General features: G+C 34.0%; 16 protein-coding genes. 11 read left to right on the top strand and 5 right to left on the bottom strand.

Annotated elements, in window-relative coordinates; all coding sequences use genetic code 11:
- Positions 1-20: 20 nt before the first annotated feature.
- Both uxaC and GAPWK_RS11030 read right to left on the bottom strand, forming a co-directional pair.
- Positions 21-1,439 (bottom strand): glucuronate isomerase, encoded by a 1,419-nt coding sequence (gene uxaC / locus GAPWK_RS11025; RefSeq protein WP_025316283.1) that lies wholly within the window; start codon positions 1,437-1,439, stop codon positions 21-23.
- Positions 1,440-1,454: 15 nt separating this feature from the next.
- Entirely contained in the window at positions 1,455-2,924 is a 1,470-nt protein-coding gene (locus GAPWK_RS11030) for a mannitol dehydrogenase family protein (protein ID WP_025316284.1), read from the bottom strand.
- Positions 2,925-3,205: 281 nt separating this feature from the next.
- Between GAPWK_RS11030 and GAPWK_RS11035 the strand changes: the two genes are divergently transcribed.
- Together GAPWK_RS11035 and uxuA are read left to right on the top strand one after the other, a co-directional pair.
- Positions 3,206-3,967, top strand: a complete 762-nt coding sequence (locus GAPWK_RS11035; RefSeq protein WP_025316285.1) for a GntR family transcriptional regulator — start codon at positions 3,206-3,208, stop codon at positions 3,965-3,967.
- Between the two features lie 76 nt (positions 3,968-4,043).
- Positions 4,044-5,225 (top strand): mannonate dehydratase, encoded by a 1,182-nt coding sequence (gene uxuA, locus GAPWK_RS11040; protein ID WP_025316286.1) that lies wholly within the window; start codon positions 4,044-4,046, stop codon positions 5,223-5,225.
- Positions 5,226-5,363: 138 nt separating this feature from the next.
- Here uxuA and GAPWK_RS11045 read toward each other — a convergent pair whose 3' ends face one another.
- Complete coding sequence (locus GAPWK_RS11045) at positions 5,364-6,644, bottom strand: MFS transporter (RefSeq protein WP_025316287.1); 1,281 nt, start codon at positions 6,642-6,644, stop codon at positions 5,364-5,366.
- A 408-nt stretch (positions 6,645-7,052) separates the two neighbouring features.
- Between GAPWK_RS11045 and GAPWK_RS11050 the strand changes: the two genes are divergently transcribed.
- Positions 7,053-7,502 carry a DUF3597 domain-containing protein gene (locus GAPWK_RS11050; RefSeq protein ID WP_025316288.1) on the top strand — a complete coding sequence of 150 codons (450 nt, stop codon included), beginning with the start codon at positions 7,053-7,055 and terminating at the stop codon, positions 7,500-7,502.
- 98 nt (positions 7,503-7,600) lie between these two features.
- Here the strand turns inward: GAPWK_RS11050 and pth are convergent, their stop codons facing one another.
- On the bottom strand, positions 7,601-8,185 hold the full coding sequence (gene pth / locus GAPWK_RS11055; protein ID WP_025316289.1) for an aminoacyl-tRNA hydrolase: 585 nt from the start codon (positions 8,183-8,185) through the stop codon (positions 7,601-7,603).
- A gap of 75 nt (positions 8,186-8,260) precedes the next feature.
- Positions 8,261-9,208 carry a ribose-phosphate pyrophosphokinase gene (locus GAPWK_RS11060; RefSeq protein WP_025316290.1) on the bottom strand — a complete coding sequence of 316 codons (948 nt, stop codon included), beginning with the start codon at positions 9,206-9,208 and terminating at the stop codon, positions 8,261-8,263.
- 257 nt (positions 9,209-9,465) lie between these two features.
- On the opposite strand from GAPWK_RS11060, the gene trmB reads away from it, so the two are divergent.
- From trmB to galM, 8 genes are all read left to right on the top strand, one after another.
- The gene (gene trmB / locus GAPWK_RS11065; protein ID WP_202961651.1) at positions 9,466-10,167 is read left to right on the top strand and encodes a tRNA (guanosine(46)-N7)-methyltransferase TrmB; all 702 of its coding nucleotides are present in this window, start codon (positions 9,466-9,468) and stop codon (positions 10,165-10,167) included.
- A 17-nt stretch (positions 10,168-10,184) separates the two neighbouring features.
- A complete protein-coding gene (nfsA, locus tag GAPWK_RS11070; RefSeq protein ID WP_025316292.1) occupies positions 10,185-10,910 on the top strand; it encodes an oxygen-insensitive NADPH nitroreductase in 726 nt (241 codons plus the stop codon).
- Positions 10,907-12,067, top strand: coding sequence for a histidine-type phosphatase (locus GAPWK_RS11075; protein WP_025316293.1), 1,161 nt, complete (start codon positions 10,907-10,909; stop codon positions 12,065-12,067). Before nfsA ends, GAPWK_RS11075 begins: the two co-directional genes overlap by 4 nt.
- A gap of 855 nt (positions 12,068-12,922) precedes the next feature.
- Positions 12,923-14,197 carry an MFS transporter gene (locus tag GAPWK_RS11080; RefSeq protein ID WP_025316294.1) on the top strand — a complete coding sequence of 425 codons (1,275 nt, stop codon included), beginning with the start codon at positions 12,923-12,925 and terminating at the stop codon, positions 14,195-14,197.
- A gap of 44 nt (positions 14,198-14,241) precedes the next feature.
- The gene (galE, locus tag GAPWK_RS11085; RefSeq protein WP_025316295.1) at positions 14,242-15,258 is read left to right on the top strand and encodes a UDP-glucose 4-epimerase GalE; all 1,017 of its coding nucleotides are present in this window, start codon (positions 14,242-14,244) and stop codon (positions 15,256-15,258) included.
- 49 nt (positions 15,259-15,307) lie between these two features.
- Entirely contained in the window at positions 15,308-16,357 is a 1,050-nt protein-coding gene (gene galT, locus GAPWK_RS11090; RefSeq protein WP_025316296.1) for a galactose-1-phosphate uridylyltransferase, read from the top strand.
- Positions 16,358-17,515 (top strand): galactokinase, encoded by a 1,158-nt coding sequence (gene galK, locus GAPWK_RS11095; RefSeq protein WP_025316297.1) that lies wholly within the window; start codon positions 16,358-16,360, stop codon positions 17,513-17,515.
- Positions 17,506-18,510, top strand: a complete 1,005-nt coding sequence (gene galM / locus GAPWK_RS11100) for a galactose-1-epimerase (protein WP_025316298.1) — start codon at positions 17,506-17,508, stop codon at positions 18,508-18,510. Before galK ends, galM begins: the two co-directional genes overlap by 10 nt.
- The last annotated feature ends 8 nt before the right edge of the window (positions 18,511-18,518 follow it).

Here is an 18,518-nt window from a genome sequence, read left to right on the forward strand (position 1 = left end):
TAGATCAAATAAAAATCAATTTAATTAAATTTATTACAACCAAAATAGTGACGAGCATTGTTAAAGCAAATATTTCTAATCATGTTGCCAACTAAGTCAAAATCATCCGGAATTTCTCCATTTTCCATCCAATTTCCAACCATATTACAAAGAATTCGTCTAAAATATTCATGTCTGGTAAAGGATAGAAAACTACGAGAATCAGTTAACATACCAACAAATTGACTTAATAATCCCATTTGAGAGAGTTGCATTATCTGTCGTTCCATTCCATCTTTCTGGTCATTAAACCACCACCCCGAACCAAATTGAATTTTTCCTGCAATATCTGAACTTTGAAAGTTACCAGCCATAGTCGCTAATACTTCATTATCACGAGGATTTAAACAATATAAAATAGTTTTAGGCAATTCGTCAGTTAAGTCTAAAATACCTAATAATGAAGAAAGTGGTTCAGCAATTGGTCTATCACCAATCGAGTCAAATCCAGCATCTGGACCAAGCACTTTAAACATTCTTTGATTATTATTACGTATCGCCCCTAAATGTAATTGCATTACCCAATTACGTTTATGATATTGCTTACCTAACCAAACAAGTATCGCAGTACTAAATTGAGCAATTTCTAATTCAGAAAGCGTTTGATTAGCAAGACGTTTTGTTATTATTTGATCAAGCTGTTTTTCAGAAGGAATATCAGCATAACGTAAAATTTCAATACCGTGATCTGATGCTTCACAGCCATGTTGTTCGAAATGATCTAGTCGTTTGGTTAATGCACTAACTAGTTTTTCAAAACTATCAATTTCAATATCAGTAATTTTTCCTAATTTAGCAATATAATCGACAAAACCTGTTAATTCTATTTTAAAAACTTTATCAGGTCGCCAACTAGGTCTTACTTTCGTATGAAATGAAGTATCTAATGCAATTTGCTTATGATATTCAAGTGAATCAATAGGATCATCAGTTGTTCCAACTGTTCTAACATTCATTTGAGTTAAAATTCCACGAGTTGAAAATTCAACTGTTGCTAATTTAGCATTAGCCTCTTCCCAAATTTTATCAGCTGTTTTTTCATTAAGAAGAATGTTTTTTATACCAAATGGTCTCTTTAGTTCCAAGTGAGTCCAATGATAAATCGGGTTTCCAAGCGTCAAAGGTACAACTTTCGCCCAAGTAAGATATTTCTCATAGTCAGAAGCATCCCCTGTGATAAATTTTTCATCAATACCTGCTGTGCGTAACACTCGCCATTTATAATGATCACCTGCTAACCAAATTTCAGTCAAATTATGGAAATTTTTATTTTTAGCAATATCTTTTGGCGGTAAATGGCAATGATAATCATATATAGGTTGATCTTTAGCGTAATCAAAATAAAGCTTTTGTGCAACATCAGTTTGTAACAAAAAGTTATCATCTAAGAATTTTTTCATTATTTTCAGCCCAATTTATAAAGATAAATCTTCAATAGTCTGTTTAGCGCCTTTCTCCATTAAAGAAAGATAATGTTTTGTTACTTTTTCTTTAAATAATGAATTATTTGGTAGATCAGTTCCAAAAACAGCTTCTAAACTTAATAAAGTGTTAACTCTCTCTATACCATCATTACTTGAAACAACAAGTCGTTTCAATTCATCAACCATTGGATCACGAATATCTATTGTTTGTCTATGATCATCAACACCACCAACATATCGCATCCAACCAGCTACACCTAAAGCAAGTAATAAAAAATCAGAATTATGTTGAATATGCCAACGGATAGAATCAAGCATGCGTTGAGGTAACTTTTGTGTGCCATCCATAGCGATTTGCCATGTTCTGTGTTTTAGTGATGGGTTACTAAATCTTTCAATAAGTTTTTCTGCATATTGCTGTAAATTAACGTGTGACGGAACATTTAAGGTTGGTACTTGTTGTTGCATCATTAATGATAAAGTTGCTTTTTTATAATTTTCGTCATTCATACAATCGTTAATATACTCATAACCAGCTAAATAACCTAGATAAGCTAAGAATGAATGACTACCATTTAACATTCGAAGTTTCATTTCTTCATATGGAACAACATTATCAACAAATTGAGCTCCAACTTCATTCCAATTAGGTCTTGCAGTAACAAAATTATCTTCAATAACCCACTGAATAAATGGTTCACAAGCAATACCACAAGGATCAAACATTCCACCTAACTCTTCTTGAATTTCTTTTAAGGTTTCGGGAGTTGCGGCTGGAACAATACGGTCAACCATAGTACAAGGAAAAGTTGTATTGGTTTCAATCCATTTTGCTAACTCGGGATCACGTGCATTAGCTAAATCTAAAATGGCTTTTCTTAATACTAAACCATTTTCTGGCATGTTATCGCATGATAAAGCAGTAAATGATTTTAAGCCTCTTTGCATTCTTCTATATAATGCTTCAACAATAACACCAGGCGCTGACATAGGTTTACTTGGTGAAACTAAGTCTGTTTTAATTAATTCATTATTTAAATCCAACCCAATTCCACCAGGTAACATACAATAACCTTTTTCTGTTACCGTTAATGAAACAATTTCAACAACAGGATCAGCCATTTTTTCTAAAATTGTTTCAATGCCATCTGTTGGTGCCAATAATGATTCTTTTACACTGCCAATAATATAGGCTTGTTTAGTTGTTGCTCCTTTTTCTAGTACTGTATAGAGATGGTCTTGTTTTCGAATATCATTGATTAACTCTTCACCGCCAACAATATTCACCTCACAAATAGCCCAATCACTGTTGCCTTTATTTAACAAACGATCAGTAAATAATGCTTGATGAGCCCTATGAAAGGCACCAAAACCTATATGTACAATCCGCGCTATAGTTTTTTCTCGATCGTATAAAGGTTTATGTTCAATTGTTAGGGAAGTATTTAATAAATTTAACATGTAATACACCATAATTAACTAGTTGATAGTACTTATTGATAAGACATGTTTTCACTTGTTGATAAAAGTTTCATCTTTATTTTTTAATTTTTGTGACTTTTATCACATTTTTTGGTTTATATTTTAGAAGAAGTTGCGAAAAACACTATAATGCTAAACAATATTGGTAAACCAATCTAAAGGACATGACAATTTTCTATTATTATAGACTTATAAGAGTTGTAATAATTAGCGTATAATAATCTGAATAAAAATTAAAATTATTCTGAGGACTATAGATTATGTCAAGGGTCAATCGACTTTATCAAGAAATTGGTAATGAGTTGAAATCATTATTAAAAAGCGGAACCTTTAGAATCGGTGATCGACTACCACCAGAAAGAGACATTGCTGAAACCTTTAATGTCAGTAGAACGGTAGTTCGTGAAGCATTGATTATGTTAGAGCTTGAAAATTTAGTTGCAGTAAAAAAAGGCTCTGGTGTTTATGTAATTGGTTTACCTGATGAAGTCTTATCTGAAAAAGATAGGAAAATTGAAGAAGAAGATTTAGGTCCATTTGAGTTATTACAAGCTAGGCAATTAATTGAAAGCAATATTGCCGCTTTTGCAGCTTCACAAATTGTAAAAGCCGATATTGTTGAATTAAGAGCGATATTAGAACAAGAACGACAAATTTTAGAACAAGAAGTTCTTGATGACTATAGTGCTGATGAAATGTTTCACATTGCTATAGCTCGAGCTACCAAAAATTCAATACTTGAGCATTTATTGGAAGACCTATGGGCTAAACGCTCTACAAGTAAAATGTGGGACCAGCTACAAAGTAGAATTACCGATCATAGCTACCGAAAAAAGTGGTTATATGATCACGAAAAAATTCTACAAGCGTTACAGTTAAAAGATGCTATGGCTGCACGCCATGCTATGTGGCAACACCTAGAAAATGTTAAACAAACATTGATGACTGTTTCTGACAGTGAAGATCCAAATTTTGATGGTTATTTATTTGACTCTATTCCAGTCACTATTGTTAATCAATAGCTGGAAATATGCATTGTTTCTGGATCTTCCTTTTGGAATGACTTAACTAAATGAAGAATCATTGAGGAGATTTTAGATGGAACAAACAATGCGTTGGTTTGGACCTAGTGACCCAGTATCATTAGATGATATCAGGCAAGCAGGAGCAACAGGAATTGTTACTGCATTGCACCATATACCAAATGGTGAAATATGGACAACTGATGAAATTCAAAAACGAAAAAAAATGATTGAAGATAAAGGATTAACTTGGTCAGTTGTTGAAAGTATTCCGGTTCATGAGGAGATAAAAACCCACTCAGGTAATGTTGAACAACATATCGCCAATTACCAACAATCAATTCGTAATTTAGCTGCTTGTGGTATTGATACGGTTTGTTACAATTTTATGCCAGTATTAGATTGGACTCGCACTGATCTTGGTTACCAATTACCTGATGGTTCAAAAGCACTTCGCTTTGATCAAATTGCCTTTGCAGCATTTGATATCCATATTTTAAAACGACCTGATGCAGAAAAAGATTACACCCAAGAAGATATTCTTTTAGCAAAAAAATATTTTGAAACAATGACACAAGCGGATAAAGATAAACTTGTGGCAAATATTATTGCTGGATTACCCGGTGCCGAAGAAGGCTATTCACTTGATCAGTTTCGAGCACATCTTGCAACTTATGACGGCATCGATAAAGCTAAATTACGTGAAAACTATGCTTATTTTTTAAAAGCTATTGTACCTGTTGCAGAAGAAGTTGGTGTTGTATTAACCGTTCATCCAGATGATCCTCCTAGACCAATTTTAGGTTTACCTCGCATTGTTTCAACAATTGAAGATATGCAATGGATAAAAGAGACTATTGATAGCTCTCATAATGGTTTTTGCTTTTGTACTGGTTCTTATGGTGTTCGTAACGATAATGATTTAGTTACTATGGCTGAAAAATTTGCCGATCGAATTTATTTTATTCATCTACGAGCAACAGTTCGTGAAGATAATCCATTATCTTTCCATGAAGGTGATCACCTAGCTGGTGACGTTGATATGTATGGCGTAATTAAAGTTCTTATTGCTGAAGAAGAACGGCGCAAAAAAGCCGGTATAAACCGCTTAATACCAGTTCGACCAGATCATGGCCACCAGATGCTTGATGACCTTAAAAAGAAAACTAATCCAGGTTATTCAGCTATAGGACGCTTAAGAGGTTTAGCTGAAATTCGTGGCGTTGAATATGCAATTAGACGTGCAATTTTCGAGTAAAAGTTAATTATAGTACTTAAAAGCTCATAATCATGAGCTTTTTTATTTTTATGATTATGCATAAAAATAGCATGATATACATGCTATTTTTCTTATATATTTATAGTTAGGATGTGTTTCTATAAATAACATGTGAAATTACCTATTATTTTTGTGGTCTCTTTGATATAACAAAGAACACATTATGATAGCACCGATAATATCTAAAAAGCCCATAGTAATAAAAAATGGTTTAAAACCAATAGTTTCAACAAATTGTCCAACAATTATAGTAAATAAAAAACTAGCTATCCAAGCAGAACTTCCTCGTAATCCATTCACTGTTGATACTTCTTTTCCTGAAAAATTTTCAATAACTTGAATAGTTAACATCGCTGATAACATTTGATGTCCCCATGCACCAATTGCAATTAATGCGATAGCCGTATAAGGGCTTTCAGTTAAACTAGCAAAGGCCATTGATAACATGAAAAAAGCGGCACCTAAATAAGTTGTACATGCGGCATTTATTCGAGAAAGACCAAAATGTTTATTTAACATTCTAGAAAAATATCCAGATGATAAGCCACCAAAATCAGCAGCAAGAAATGGAATCCACACAAACATTGCCATCTCTTTCAATTGCATACCTCGTTCGGTTAACAAATAATATGGTACCCAAAAGTTAACCGCAGCCCAGGCTGGCTCAGCTAAAAATGCAGGAATAGCAATACCATAAAATTTCTTCTTACTAACCACTTGTTTAATAGCAACAAAAATATTTTTATTTTGCTGACTTTCGCTATCATCTTGCTCTGAAAGGATATATTTCTTTTCAGCTTCAGACAGAAAACGACTTTTTGACGGTTGGTTAAAGAATAAAAGCCATATACCAGCCCAAATTATTCCTAAAGAACCTGGAATTAAGAATGCTAATTGCCATCCACCAAATTGATGAATAGTATATATCAAAGGAGGAGCGATCATTGCACCTAAAGAAAAACCGACCATACTCCAACCATTAGCTATCGCTCGCTCTTTTTTTGGAAACCATAAACTAATGACTTTTGCATTTGCAGGAGCAACAACTGATTCAGCGGCTCCCATAAAAAAACGTAAAATAGCCAAATGTATCCATGTGCCCGCGCCTGCATGAAGTACACACATAATGGACCATATAACAACCATAATTGCAAATCCAATACGTAGGCCTATCACATCAACAAACCATCCAACAATAGGTTGAAAAATAGTATAGGCTAATTGGAAAGCACCTGTAATATATGAGTATTCTTTAGGTGTAATATTTAGATCTTTAATAATTTCCTGAGCCATAATGCCTAAGGCATTTCTATCAACGTAATTGAGAATAACTCCCGTTGCAAATAAAATAATCATAAGCCAACGGACATATCCTCCTGACTTCAATATTGCACTCATAATAACCTCTAATTGTAATATAAATTTCAATAATATAATTAGTGACACCAAAATTGGTAAACCAAATATTACCGTTATTTTTTAATGTAGTATTCCAAAATTAATCCAAAATGTGATATTAATCACATAATCATTAAAATTGGTATAACATCTTGACCATTTTCAATATCATTAATAACTTCTAAAAATTATTAATTTATTACTCTAAACTTAAAACAAAATTTATTGAAAAATATTTATTAGTTAAGGTAAGAATGAATCAGGCAATATGAACATCACAAAAAATGCTATTAAATTATTGTTGCTTTGACACAATTCATACTAAAACGCTATACTTAGAAAGGTATTTTCTACATCTATATCGTTAAGCAGTCTTTTCAAAAGCAGTTTAAACATAAGAGGTGTAATATGGGTATCTTAAATAGTATTTTTTCTAAAATATTTCCAAGTGCACAAGCCGCAGTAGGCAATGTTACTGATGCTGTAAAAAATCAAGTCAATAATATAACAGGTAATAACAAAGATACAGCACCAGCTAAACCAGATCAAAATCAACAGAACCAGCAGAATCAACAAAATTCAGGAAATCAAACACCAACATCAAATGTTGATGTTATGGCAATTCTTGAAGACTTAGCTAAAAAATTTCCTGAAAAACTCAACTGGAAGACATCAATTGTTGATCTTTTAAAACTTTTAGGCTTAGATAACAGTTTAGATGCTCGTAAAAAATTAGCTAAAGAACTTGATTATACAGGTAGTACTGATGATACAGCTGCCATGAATACATGGCTAATTAAAGCAGTAATGAAAAAAATTGCAGAAAAAGGCGGAAATGTAGCTCATCTTTTCTCTTAAAGCAATGGACTAAAGTATATTAAATCCACCTTCTGTTATAGGTGGATTTTTTATTAAAAAATATCATGTTATCGGTAAGATAACATCAAACCTATTCACTAGGCTTTAAAAGCATGCAGTCGATTCATCGCGGCTTCAATACCATCAGACAGCAAAATTTCAGTACAACATACTGATTCGTCAATCGCTTTATCAATCAAATCTTGTTCAGACTTAGATGGCTTGTTTAAAACAAAACCTACTACTTTATTTTTATCACCAGGATGACCGATACCGATTCTTAAGCGATAAAAATTCAAATTATTACCTAATTTACTGGCAATATCTTTCAAACCATTATGCCCGCCATGACTGCCACCAAACTTGAATTTGGCTATACCAGGATTAACATCAAGTTCATCATGTGCAACAAGAATCTCTTCTGGTTTAATCTGGTAAAATGTAGCCATAGCTTGCACAGCTTTACCGCTTAAGTTCATAAAGGTTGTTGGCACTAACAAACGAACATCCTGACCAGAAAGGGTTATCCTTGAACTGTAACCAAAGAATTTAGGTTCATTTTTTAATGATTGATGATATCGTTCAGCTAATTGATCAACAAACCACGCACCCGCATTATGGCGAGTTGCAGCATATTCATTGCCTGGGTTAGCAAGTCCTACAATAAGTTTAATAGTTGTCATGATAATTTGATAATATGTATTGCTATAAGTGAAAAAGCCCCAAAAAGGGGCTAGTAATCATAATGTTAAAATCAATTAGTAATGAAACATTGCTGAAATTGATTCTTCATTACTAATACGGCGAATTGCCTCAGCAAGCATACCTGATAAAGTTAATTGACGCACATTTTTTAATGCCTTAACTTCAGCGGTTAATGGAATTGTGTCACAAACAACAATTTCATCAATTGCACTGTTTTTAATGTTAGTGACGGCTTTGCCTGAGAAAATTGGATGCGTTGCATAAGCATACACCCTTTTAGCTCCGCGCGCCTTCAAGGCATCGGCCGCTTTACAAAGCGTACCAGCTGTATCAATCATATCATCAACTAAAATACAATCTCTATCAGCAACATCACCAATAATATTCATCACTTCTGCTTCATTAGCGCGCTGACGACGTTTGTCAATGATCGCCATATCTGTATCATTTAAAAGTTTTGCAATCGCACGCGCACGCACAACACCACCAATATCAGGTGATACCACAATTGGGCGTTCAAAATCACGTTGCAACATATCTTCTAAAATAACTGGACTACCAAATACATTATCAACAGGCACATCAAAGAAACCTTGAATCTGTTCAGCATGAAGATCTACTGTCAATACTCTATCCACACCAACGGTTGATAAAAAGTCAGCAACCACTTTAGCGGTAATAGGCACACGAGCTGAACGAACTCGACGATCTTGCCTCGCATAACCAAAATAAGGAATAACAGCAGTAATACGACCAGCAGATGCTCGACGCATTGCATCAATCATTACCAGTAATTCCATTAAATTGTCATTGGTTGGCGCGCAAGTTGATTGAATAATAAAAACATCTTCACCACGGACATTTTCATTAATTTGGACATTTACTTCACCATCACTAAAACGGCCTACGACAATGTCACCAAGAGAAGTATAAAGACGATTAGCTATACGTTTTGCTAGTTCCGGTGTGGCATTACCAGCAAAAAGCTTCATATCAGGCACGAGAAATCCTCAAGCATGTTATTATGATTACTTTATTAGTAATCGGTTAAATCGGGACCATAATTATATAATTATTTATCTATCATGCTCAACCACAATATAAAAATTTATCAAAAATATTTGAAATATATATCAAAATTGCTAATTAAAAAAATTTACTTTTAAGATACTTTGGCTGAGACCCCAAAATCGAGTAAACTAACGTACAAATCCATTAATCAATTTTACAAAATTCCATAAGCTAAGTAGATAACGTGATGAACGAAAAATTAAATAGCGATAACCCAGAAATCCAATCCAAAAGAACCATCCGAAGTTTTGTACTACGACAAGGTCGTTTAACTAAAGGTCAAGAACAGGCATTAAATAATTTATGGCCAAAATTTGGCATTGAATACCATTCAAACTCACCTATATGCTTTGATGAAAATGAACCTGCCGTTTTAGAAATTGGATTTGGTATGGGAGCATCATTAGTTGAAATGGCTCGAAATGCGCCGGATAAAAACTTTCTAGGGATTGAAGTTCATAAACCAGGTGTTGGTGCTTGTTTAATGGCTATTGAAGAAAACCAATTATCTAATTTAAAACTAATGTGTCATGATGCTGTAGAAGTTTTAGAAAACATGATCCCTAATCATTCGTTAGATAAAGTGCAAATCTTCTTTCCCGATCCATGGCATAAAGCAAGACATAACAAACGTCGCATTATTCAGCCACAATTTGTACAATTAATTCGGCAAAAATTAAAAATAGACGGTATTTTACATTTAGCTACTGACTGGCAAAACTATGCTGAACATATGTTAGAGGTTTTAAACGAAGCTGAAGGTTTTGAAAATTTATCAGCTACAAAAGACTATATTCCAAGACCAGAAGATCGACCTATTACCAAATTTGAAAAACGTGGACAAAATTTAGGTCATGGTGTTTGGGATTTACAGTTCATAAAAAAATAGCGTAACAAGGAGTCATTATGCAAAATAAAACAATTGATTTAATTTGTCATCGTCGTTCAATTCGGTCCTACCAATCAACGGTGTTAACCAACGAACAGATAGAATCACTTGTTCAAGCAGCACAATCGGCTCCAAGCTCCAATTTTTTACAATGCGCTACAATAATTAGAATTACTGATAGCGAGAATCGCTCAAAATTAGCACATTATGCTGGAGATCAAAATTATATAAATCAAGCTGCTGAATTTTGGGTGTTTTGTGCCGATTTTAATCGGCATTTTCAAATTGACCCAACCATTCCACTTGAAAAAGCAGAACAGCTTTTAGTGGGTTGCATTGATACGGCTCTTATGGCACAAAATACCGTTATTGCAGCGGAATCATTAGGTTTAGGCACGGTTTATATTGGTGGATTACGCAATAATATTGAGAAAGTAACACAATTACTTGCCTTACCTAAATATGTTCTTCCGCTTTTTGGGCTTTGTATTGGCTATCCTGACCAAAATCCAGATATCAAACCAAGATTACCGAAAGAATTAGTTTTTTTTGAAAATCACTATCAACCAATTAATGATCAATTATTAGCACAATATGATACTCAGATGCGTCAATACTATGGTCATCGACTAACTAATCAAAAAACGAATGGTTGGAGTGATAAAATTGCAGAAACAATTATCAAAGGGCAACGAGATTTCATTTTAAATTATTTGTATAAACAAGGATGGATAACTAAATGAACAACAATCAATACCAATTAGACAAAGTCGTTATATTAAGTCGTCACGGTATCCGTACACCGCTAGAAAACACGATAGCATTTTTAGAAAAGTCCAGCCCATTAAAATGGCCTAGCTGGGATCATGCTTATGGTTATTTAACGACACGAGGTGGCGCATTAGAAGCCTTCTTTGGACATTATCTATCACAATGGCTTGAGCAAAAAAATATTAATATTGAACCTGAAAACCCAGATATCTATGTTTATGCTAATAGTCTTCAAAGAACGGTAGCAACAGCTCAGTTCTTGGTTAATGGCGCTTTTGCGGGTTATGACATTCCTATCCATCACAAATATACCATTGAAAAAATGGATCCGATTTTTGATCCAAGTATAAAAGATGAATCTCCAAAATTAAAACAAGCAGTATTAAACGATATTGAAGAAGCTGATAAAGCTGGCGCAATTTTTAAAAATTTAGCACCAGCTTATCAAATGGTATCAGATATACTGGAGTATCCACAATCACAATTATATGCTCTATATCGGTGTGATTTTGCGGATATTCCTAATGAACTCTATTTTAAGAAAAATGAAGAGCCTGAATTACATGGTCCATTAGCTATCGGAATTTGTGCAGTTGATGCTTTCTTATTACAATATTATTCTGCATTTCCAAAAGATCAAATTGCATGGGGAAAAATAACCAGCCGAGAACAATGGCAACAATTAATACAAATTCGTAACCACTACATTGATTTAGTATTTCACACCAAAACCATTGCTCAACACATTAGTAAGCTATTAATCAATAAAATAGATGATTTACTACACAATAAACAGCATAAGGTAAATTTACTCGTTGGTCATGATAGTACCATTGCAGCATTGCTCGGCGCTTTAGATTTTGCTCCATACCAACTTCCAAACCAATGTGAAAATACACCAATCGGGGGAATGGTTATCTTCCAACGCTATCGCCATATTTCTTCTGACAAATACTTTTTTAAAGCCGAATACGTTTATCAAAGTTTTGAACAACTTTATACAGGACAGGCAATTGATATTAATAATCCACCACAACATTATCAACTACAGTTAGAAAATGCTTCTGTCAATAATGATGGTTATTATGATTGGGCAGATTTTGCAAAACGTTTAAATATCAATGAATAGTCTTTTAATTTTTATATAATAAATAGTTTCCACCGATACTCATCGGTGGAAAACTTGATCTTTTTTCTAAATATATAACCAAAAATATAATTGCCCACTCTTATAAATTTTTCTTTCAAAAATTAAGATAAAATATCAAGCCAACTATCCCAATAAAAGATGGCTAACTATAAGCCTATCCCAAAAACTTACTTATGATGAACTATACACAACGATCTATTGAAAGCTAATTTTTTAAAAGTCAGATAAAATAAAAACAAATTTAAAATTGGTTTTCACTATGATTCAATACAGTACTAAGAAAAACTTACTGGTCATTGTGATACAAAAAGCCCAATTATTACTTCAATCAGATTATTAACTATCACAATAATAAATGGTGTATATTCATATCATAACAATTTTAATTTCACTTATAATTGCTATTTTTAATCTTTGTCATAAGAAGATATCAAATCAATCTAATCTAAAACACTCTATTGAATACCTTTGCGACCAATTATTGTAATCGGTTTCATAAATTACTTTTTTATAATATAAATCTGAATGTGAAAGAATTAAGAAATTTATTTGATTTGAGCAATTATTGATTAAATTCCACTATTTTGATTGTCATTATCTTAGATAATAATAAAAACAATATAAAAATATACTGAAACGTTAGCATAACCTGAAACTTTTTGACAAATATCAGAAAAACAAAAATGTAATCGATTTCATAAAATGTTAACTAGATCACTTTTTTGGGATATATAAAGTGATAGCATTAATTTAAATCAACAACTTTTTAGATAAAAGTGTAAACGATTTCTAAATGATGCTAAGTCATTTAAAGCTTAACAAAGGAAGTTCATCATGAATCAAAACATTACGTCATCACTGCATAATAAGAATTATTGGGTGTTCAGCCTATATTTTTTCCTTTACTTTTTTATTATGGGAGCATATGTCCCATTTTTTCCAGTTTGGTTGAAAATGATTGGACTAGATCAAGCAAGTACAGGATACGTTTTTTCATTTATCTCGCTATTTGCTTTAGTTTTTCAACCTATTTTTGGCTTGATTTCAGATAAATTGGGATTAAAAAAACACCTCCTTTGGATTATTACCTTGCTATTAGTATTGTTTGGACCATTCTTTATTTTTGTATTTGGACCTCTACTCAAATTTAATGTCACACTAGGCGCTATTGTAGGTGGATTTTATCTAGGTATGGTATTTAGTGGTGGAGCGCCGTCTATAGAAGCATTAGTTGAAAAAATCAGTCGTCGCAGTGGTTTTGAATTTGGTCGCAGTCGTATGTTTGGTTGTTTTGGTTGGGCAATTTGTGCTTCATTTGTTGGGATTATGATATCAAAAAACGTCAATGCGGTTTATTGGTTATGTTCTGGATTTGCACTGATTCTTCTAGTTTTAGTCAAGATCGCCGACCCAGCAAAAACCTCAACAACTGACGTTATTGAACAAATGGGATTAAATAAGCCAGAACCTTTCAATCTAAAACAGGCTTTAGATTTACTCCGCATGCGTAAAACATGGTTCTTTATGCTTTATATCGTTGGTGTTGCATGTACTTATGATGTGTTTGATCAACAGTTTGCTAACTTTTTTACTTCATTCTTTTCTAGTGAACAAGTTGGTCGGGAAGCATTTGGTTATGTCACAACGCTTGGTGAATTTTTAAATGCTACAGTAATGTTTTTTGCACCAATAATTGTAATGAAAATCGGCAGTAAAAATACCTTATTGATTGCTGGTGCTATTATGTCAATTCGCATAACTGGCTCAGCATTTGCTAGTACCGCCGTTGAAGTGATAATATTAAAAACATTACATATGTTTGAAGCACCATTATTACTCGTTGGCGCGTTTAAATATATCACTACACATTTCCCTATCCGCTTATCAGCAACCGTTTACTTAATTGCATTTTGTTTTGCAAAACAATTATCTATCATGTTTATGTCTTCTTTTGCTGGTTTAATGTATGTTAAAATTGGCTTTGATGGAACTTATTTAGTCCTTGGCTTCATCGCATTTAGTTTTACACTGCTTTCTTCATTTACATTATCAGGACGTGGACCATGGAATGTTGTTAAATATACAAAAAATGAAGAATCAGGTAATTAATTCAGATTTGAAAAAACATAATTAGCTTAAATTAAGGTATTTATATGAAAATATTAGTAACTGGTGGTTGTGGATATATAGGTAGTCATACTTGTGTCCAACTAATTCAATCAGGATATACACCAATTATTATTGATAATTTATTCAATAGCAAAGCTTCAGTATTAGAAAGGATACAAACCATCACAGGAAAACCTGTTATCTTCTACCAGGGAGATGTTTGTGATGCAAAATTATTAGCTACAATTTTTAAAGAGCATGATATTAAAGCCGTTATTCACTTTGCTGGTTTAAAAGCTGTTGGTGAATCAGTATACAAACCTCTTGAATACTATGAAAATAACGTGTACGGCAGCATTGTTTTAATGAAAGCGATGCGTGATGCAGGAGTTAAACAATTGGTATTCAGTTCTTCAGCCACGGTTTACGGTGAATTAGCACCCGTTCCTTATGTTGAAACACTACCTCAAGGATTACCTACTAGTCCATATGGTAAAAGTAAACTTATGGTTGAGCAATGCATGATGGATTTAGCCGTTGCCGAACCTGATTGGTCACTAACACTACTACGTTACTTTAACCCAGTTGGTGCTCATCCTAGTGGCTTAATGGGAGAAGATCCTCTAGGAATTCCAAATAATCTGATGCCATATATTACTCAAGTTGCGGTGGGTAAACGTGATTCACTTGCTGTATTTGGTAATGATTATCCAACTGAAGATGGTACTTGTGTACGTGATTTTATTCACGTTGTAGATTTGGCTGACGGACATATTGCCGCTCTTAAAGCTGATCAAAATAAATCTGGAATTCACATTTATAATTTAGGTTCTGGTGTTGGCTACAGTGTTTTACAAGTTATCAAAGCTTTTGAAAAAGCATCTGGTAAACCACTTAATTGGCATTTTGCACCACGCCGAGCAGGTGATTTACCCGCTTTCTGGGCCGATGCTAACAAAGCCGAGCAAATATTAGGCTGGAAAACCAAACTCACGCTTGATGATATGGTAAAAGATTCATGGAATTGGCAATCTAATAATCCACAAGGTTACCCTGATTGAATTGAAGTTCGATAATAATAGCAGCAAAATCATACTTAAAGAGGCAAAAATGGATATTTTTAACCCAGCTGATCATCCTCACCGTCGTTATAATCCATTGACTAATCAATGGGTACTTGTTTCACCACATAGAGCAAAGCGCCCTTGGCAAGGACAACAAGAAGAGATAAATGACGAACAAAAACCAAGTCACGATCCAACTTGTTTTTTATGTGCAGGTAACAAGCGAGTCACGGGTGATATCAATCCCGATTATAAGGGGACTTTTGTATTTACCAATGATTTTGCTGCGTTAATCGAAGATACACCTATTTCACCAGATAACAACGATCCACTGTTTCAAATGCAAAGTGCCAGAGGCACCAGTCGCGTTATCTGTTTTTCACCTGATCACAGTAAAACTTTGCCGGAACTGGATTTATCTGCCATTGAAGGTGTGATCAAAACGTGGATCAGTCAACAACAAGAATTAAGCAAAAAATATCCTTGGGTACAAATTTTTGAAAATAAAGGCTCAATAATGGGGTGTTCAAATCCTCACCCGCATGGACAAATTTGGGCAAATAGTTTTTTACCCAATGAAATTGCGCGTGAAGATCTTAATATGCGTAATTATTATGAAAAATATCAGCGAAATCTATTGGTTGATTATGTTGAAAAAGAACTAAAAAATCGTGATCGAATTGTTGTTGAAACTAAATACTGGTTAGCGGTGGTTCCTTTTTGGGCAATATGGCCATTTGAAACACTACTGTTACCTAAAACACATATTCCACAATTAACCCAATTAACAAACGATCAACAAAGTGATTTAGCTATTGCACTCAAAAAATTAACCAGTCGTTATGATAATTTATTTCGCTGTTCTTTTCCTTATTCAATGGGTTGGCATGGTGCACCATTTATGCAAAATAAAAATGACTATTGGCAAGTACATGCTCACTTTTATCCACCTTTGTTACGTTCAGCGACAGTCAAAAAATTTATGGTCGGTTACGAAATGCTAGCCGAAGTACAACGTGATTTAACGCCAGAACAGGCAGCCGAAAGACTGCGTAATGTAAGTGATATGCATTATAAAAATATAAAGGATAGATAAATGAAAGAATTAATCAATAAAACTTCGCAAGCATTTGAAATTAAATTTGGCTATAAACCAGATACATTCATACAAGCACCAGGCCGCGTAAATTTAATTGGGGAACACACTGATTATAATGACGGATTTGTCCTACCTTGTGCTATTAATTATCAAACAGTAATCAGTTGTCATAAACGTTCAGATAATCTGATTCGAGTTATTGCAGTTGACTATGATAATGAGCAAGACGAATTTTCATTGGATTTTCCAATTGAAAAACATTCAAAACACCAATGGGCCAATTATGTACGTGGTGTAGTCAAACATTTAAAAAAACATACTAATACTATTCAAGGGGTTGATCTAGCTATTAGTGGTGATGTGCCACAAGGTGCAGGACTAAGTTCATCAGCATCCCTTGAAGTTGCCGTAGCAAAAATGTTCCAAGTTTTATATGATTTGCCATTAGATGGCACCCAATTAGCATTGATAGGTCAAGAGGCTGAAAATCAATTTGTCGGTTGTAATTGCGGTATTATGGATCAACTGATTTCTGCTCTTGGGCAAGCACAACATGCCTTATTGATTGATTGCCGATCTTTAGAATCATATCCTGTTTCAATACCCAAAGATTTTGCCGTAGTAATTATCAATTCAAATATCAAACGTGGTTTAGTCGATAGCGAATACAACTCTCGTCGCCAACAATGTGAGACAGCAGCTAAAGCGCTAGGAGTAAAAGCGTTACGCGATGTAACTTTAGATGAATTGAAACGAATTGAAAATAAGCTTGATCCTATTGTTTTTAAACGCGCTCGTCACATAATTACTGAAAACGAACGCACCTTAAAAGCTGCTTTAGCGCTAGCAAACAGCGACTATACATTGTTATCAAACCTTATGGCGCAAAGTCATAATTCTATGCGTGATGATTTTGAAATCACTGTGCCAGCCATTGATTATCTTGTTGAAATAATCCACAACATCCTTGGTGCGCAAGGTGGTGTACGCATGACAGGAGGCGGTTTTGGAGGCTGTGTTGTCGCACTAGTTCCAAAAAATAAAGTCGACGATGTCAAAGCTGTGGTTAATGATAATTATTTTAAAAAATTTGGTATCAAAGAAGATTTTTATGTCTGCAAACCAAGCAAAGGAGTGCACGCTTTATGCCTATAAAACAGATTGTTACACTTTCAAATAAACAAGGTATGATAATTAAGCTCTCAAACTGGGGAGCAACCTGGCTTTCATGTGAATTACCCATTGCAGAACAAAACCGAGAAGTATTACTTGGTTGCAAAACTTTTGAACAATACGCACAACAAGATGCCTATCTAGGTGCTACTATTGGTCGATATGCTAACCGAATTGCAAACGCAACCATTAAGGTCAATAAAAAAAGTTACTCACTTAGCGCAAATCAAGGGGTAAACCAGCTGCATGGTGGCAAATTAGGATTTGATAAACAACTATGGCATATTCAATCTAAATCTGACAAGCAAGTCACATTTGCCTTGATTTCACCTGATGGAGATCAAGGCTATCCAGGTGAACTCAAGGTTGAAGTAACCTATAAACTCACCGATGACAATCAAGTTATTATCTCTTTTAATGCTATTACGACCAAAACGACCCCAGTCAATCTAACCAATCATGCTTATTTTAATTTGGATGGAGAAACCAGCAAAGATATCCTTAATCACACTTTACAAGTGAATGCTGACTTTTATTTACCCGTCGATCGCGACGGCATCCCAAACGGTGATTTAGTTAATGTTAGCCAAAATGATATGGATTTACGCATACCAAGACTAATCTCTGATAAATTACTACAAAGCCCAGATAGGCAAATCACTGGTGGTTATGATCATGCTTATTTATTAGATAAATCACAACCCATTGCCGCTCAACTAATATCCGCCGATAAAAAAGTGAAGATGAATGTGACAACGACTTTACCGGCACTACAAATTTATACGGGTAATTTTTTACAACATACGCCGAATAGACATAATGGCGAATATCACAATTTTGCGGGTATCGCATTAGAAGCGCAGTTTCTACCAGATAGTCCAAATCATCCCGATTGGCCACAACCTAGCTGTTTTTTGGAACCGAATCAAACTTATCATCATCAAATTTGTTATCAATTTATGATAGATAAGTTATGAGGTAACTA

Source organism: Gilliamella apicola (genome assembly GCF_000599985.1).
GTDB classification, from domain to species: Bacteria; Pseudomonadota; Gammaproteobacteria; order Enterobacterales; family Orbaceae; genus Gilliamella; species Gilliamella apicola.

Coding starts and splice junctions, on each gene's coding strand:
- uxuA (WP_025316286.1), top strand. CDS start 4,044: ATGGAACAAACAATGCGTTGGTTTGGACCTAGTGACCCAGTATCATTA.
- uxaC (WP_025316283.1), bottom strand. CDS start 1,439: ATGAAAAAATTCTTAGATGATAACTTTTTGTTACAAACTGATGTTGCA.
- GAPWK_RS11030 (WP_025316284.1), bottom strand. CDS start 2,924: ATGTTAAATTTATTAAATACTTCCCTAACAATTGAACATAAACCTTTA.
- galK (WP_025316297.1), top strand. CDS start 16,358: ATGAAAGAATTAATCAATAAAACTTCGCAAGCATTTGAAATTAAATTT.
- galE (WP_025316295.1), top strand. CDS start 14,242: ATGAAAATATTAGTAACTGGTGGTTGTGGATATATAGGTAGTCATACT.
- pth (WP_025316289.1), bottom strand. CDS start 8,185: ATGACAACTATTAAACTTATTGTAGGACTTGCTAACCCAGGCAATGAA.
- nfsA (WP_025316292.1), top strand. CDS start 10,185: ATGCAAAATAAAACAATTGATTTAATTTGTCATCGTCGTTCAATTCGG.
- GAPWK_RS11045 (WP_025316287.1), bottom strand. CDS start 6,644: ATGAGTGCAATATTGAAGTCAGGAGGATATGTCCGTTGGCTTATGATT.
- GAPWK_RS11050 (WP_025316288.1), top strand. CDS start 7,053: ATGGGTATCTTAAATAGTATTTTTTCTAAAATATTTCCAAGTGCACAA.
- galT (WP_025316296.1), top strand. CDS start 15,308: ATGGATATTTTTAACCCAGCTGATCATCCTCACCGTCGTTATAATCCA.
- GAPWK_RS11075 (WP_025316293.1), top strand. CDS start 10,907: ATGAACAACAATCAATACCAATTAGACAAAGTCGTTATATTAAGTCGT.
- galM (WP_025316298.1), top strand. CDS start 17,506: ATGCCTATAAAACAGATTGTTACACTTTCAAATAAACAAGGTATGATA.
- GAPWK_RS11080 (WP_025316294.1), top strand. CDS start 12,923: ATGAATCAAAACATTACGTCATCACTGCATAATAAGAATTATTGGGTG.
- GAPWK_RS11035 (WP_025316285.1), top strand. CDS start 3,206: ATGTCAAGGGTCAATCGACTTTATCAAGAAATTGGTAATGAGTTGAAA.
- trmB (WP_202961651.1), top strand. CDS start 9,466: ATGAACGAAAAATTAAATAGCGATAACCCAGAAATCCAATCCAAAAGA.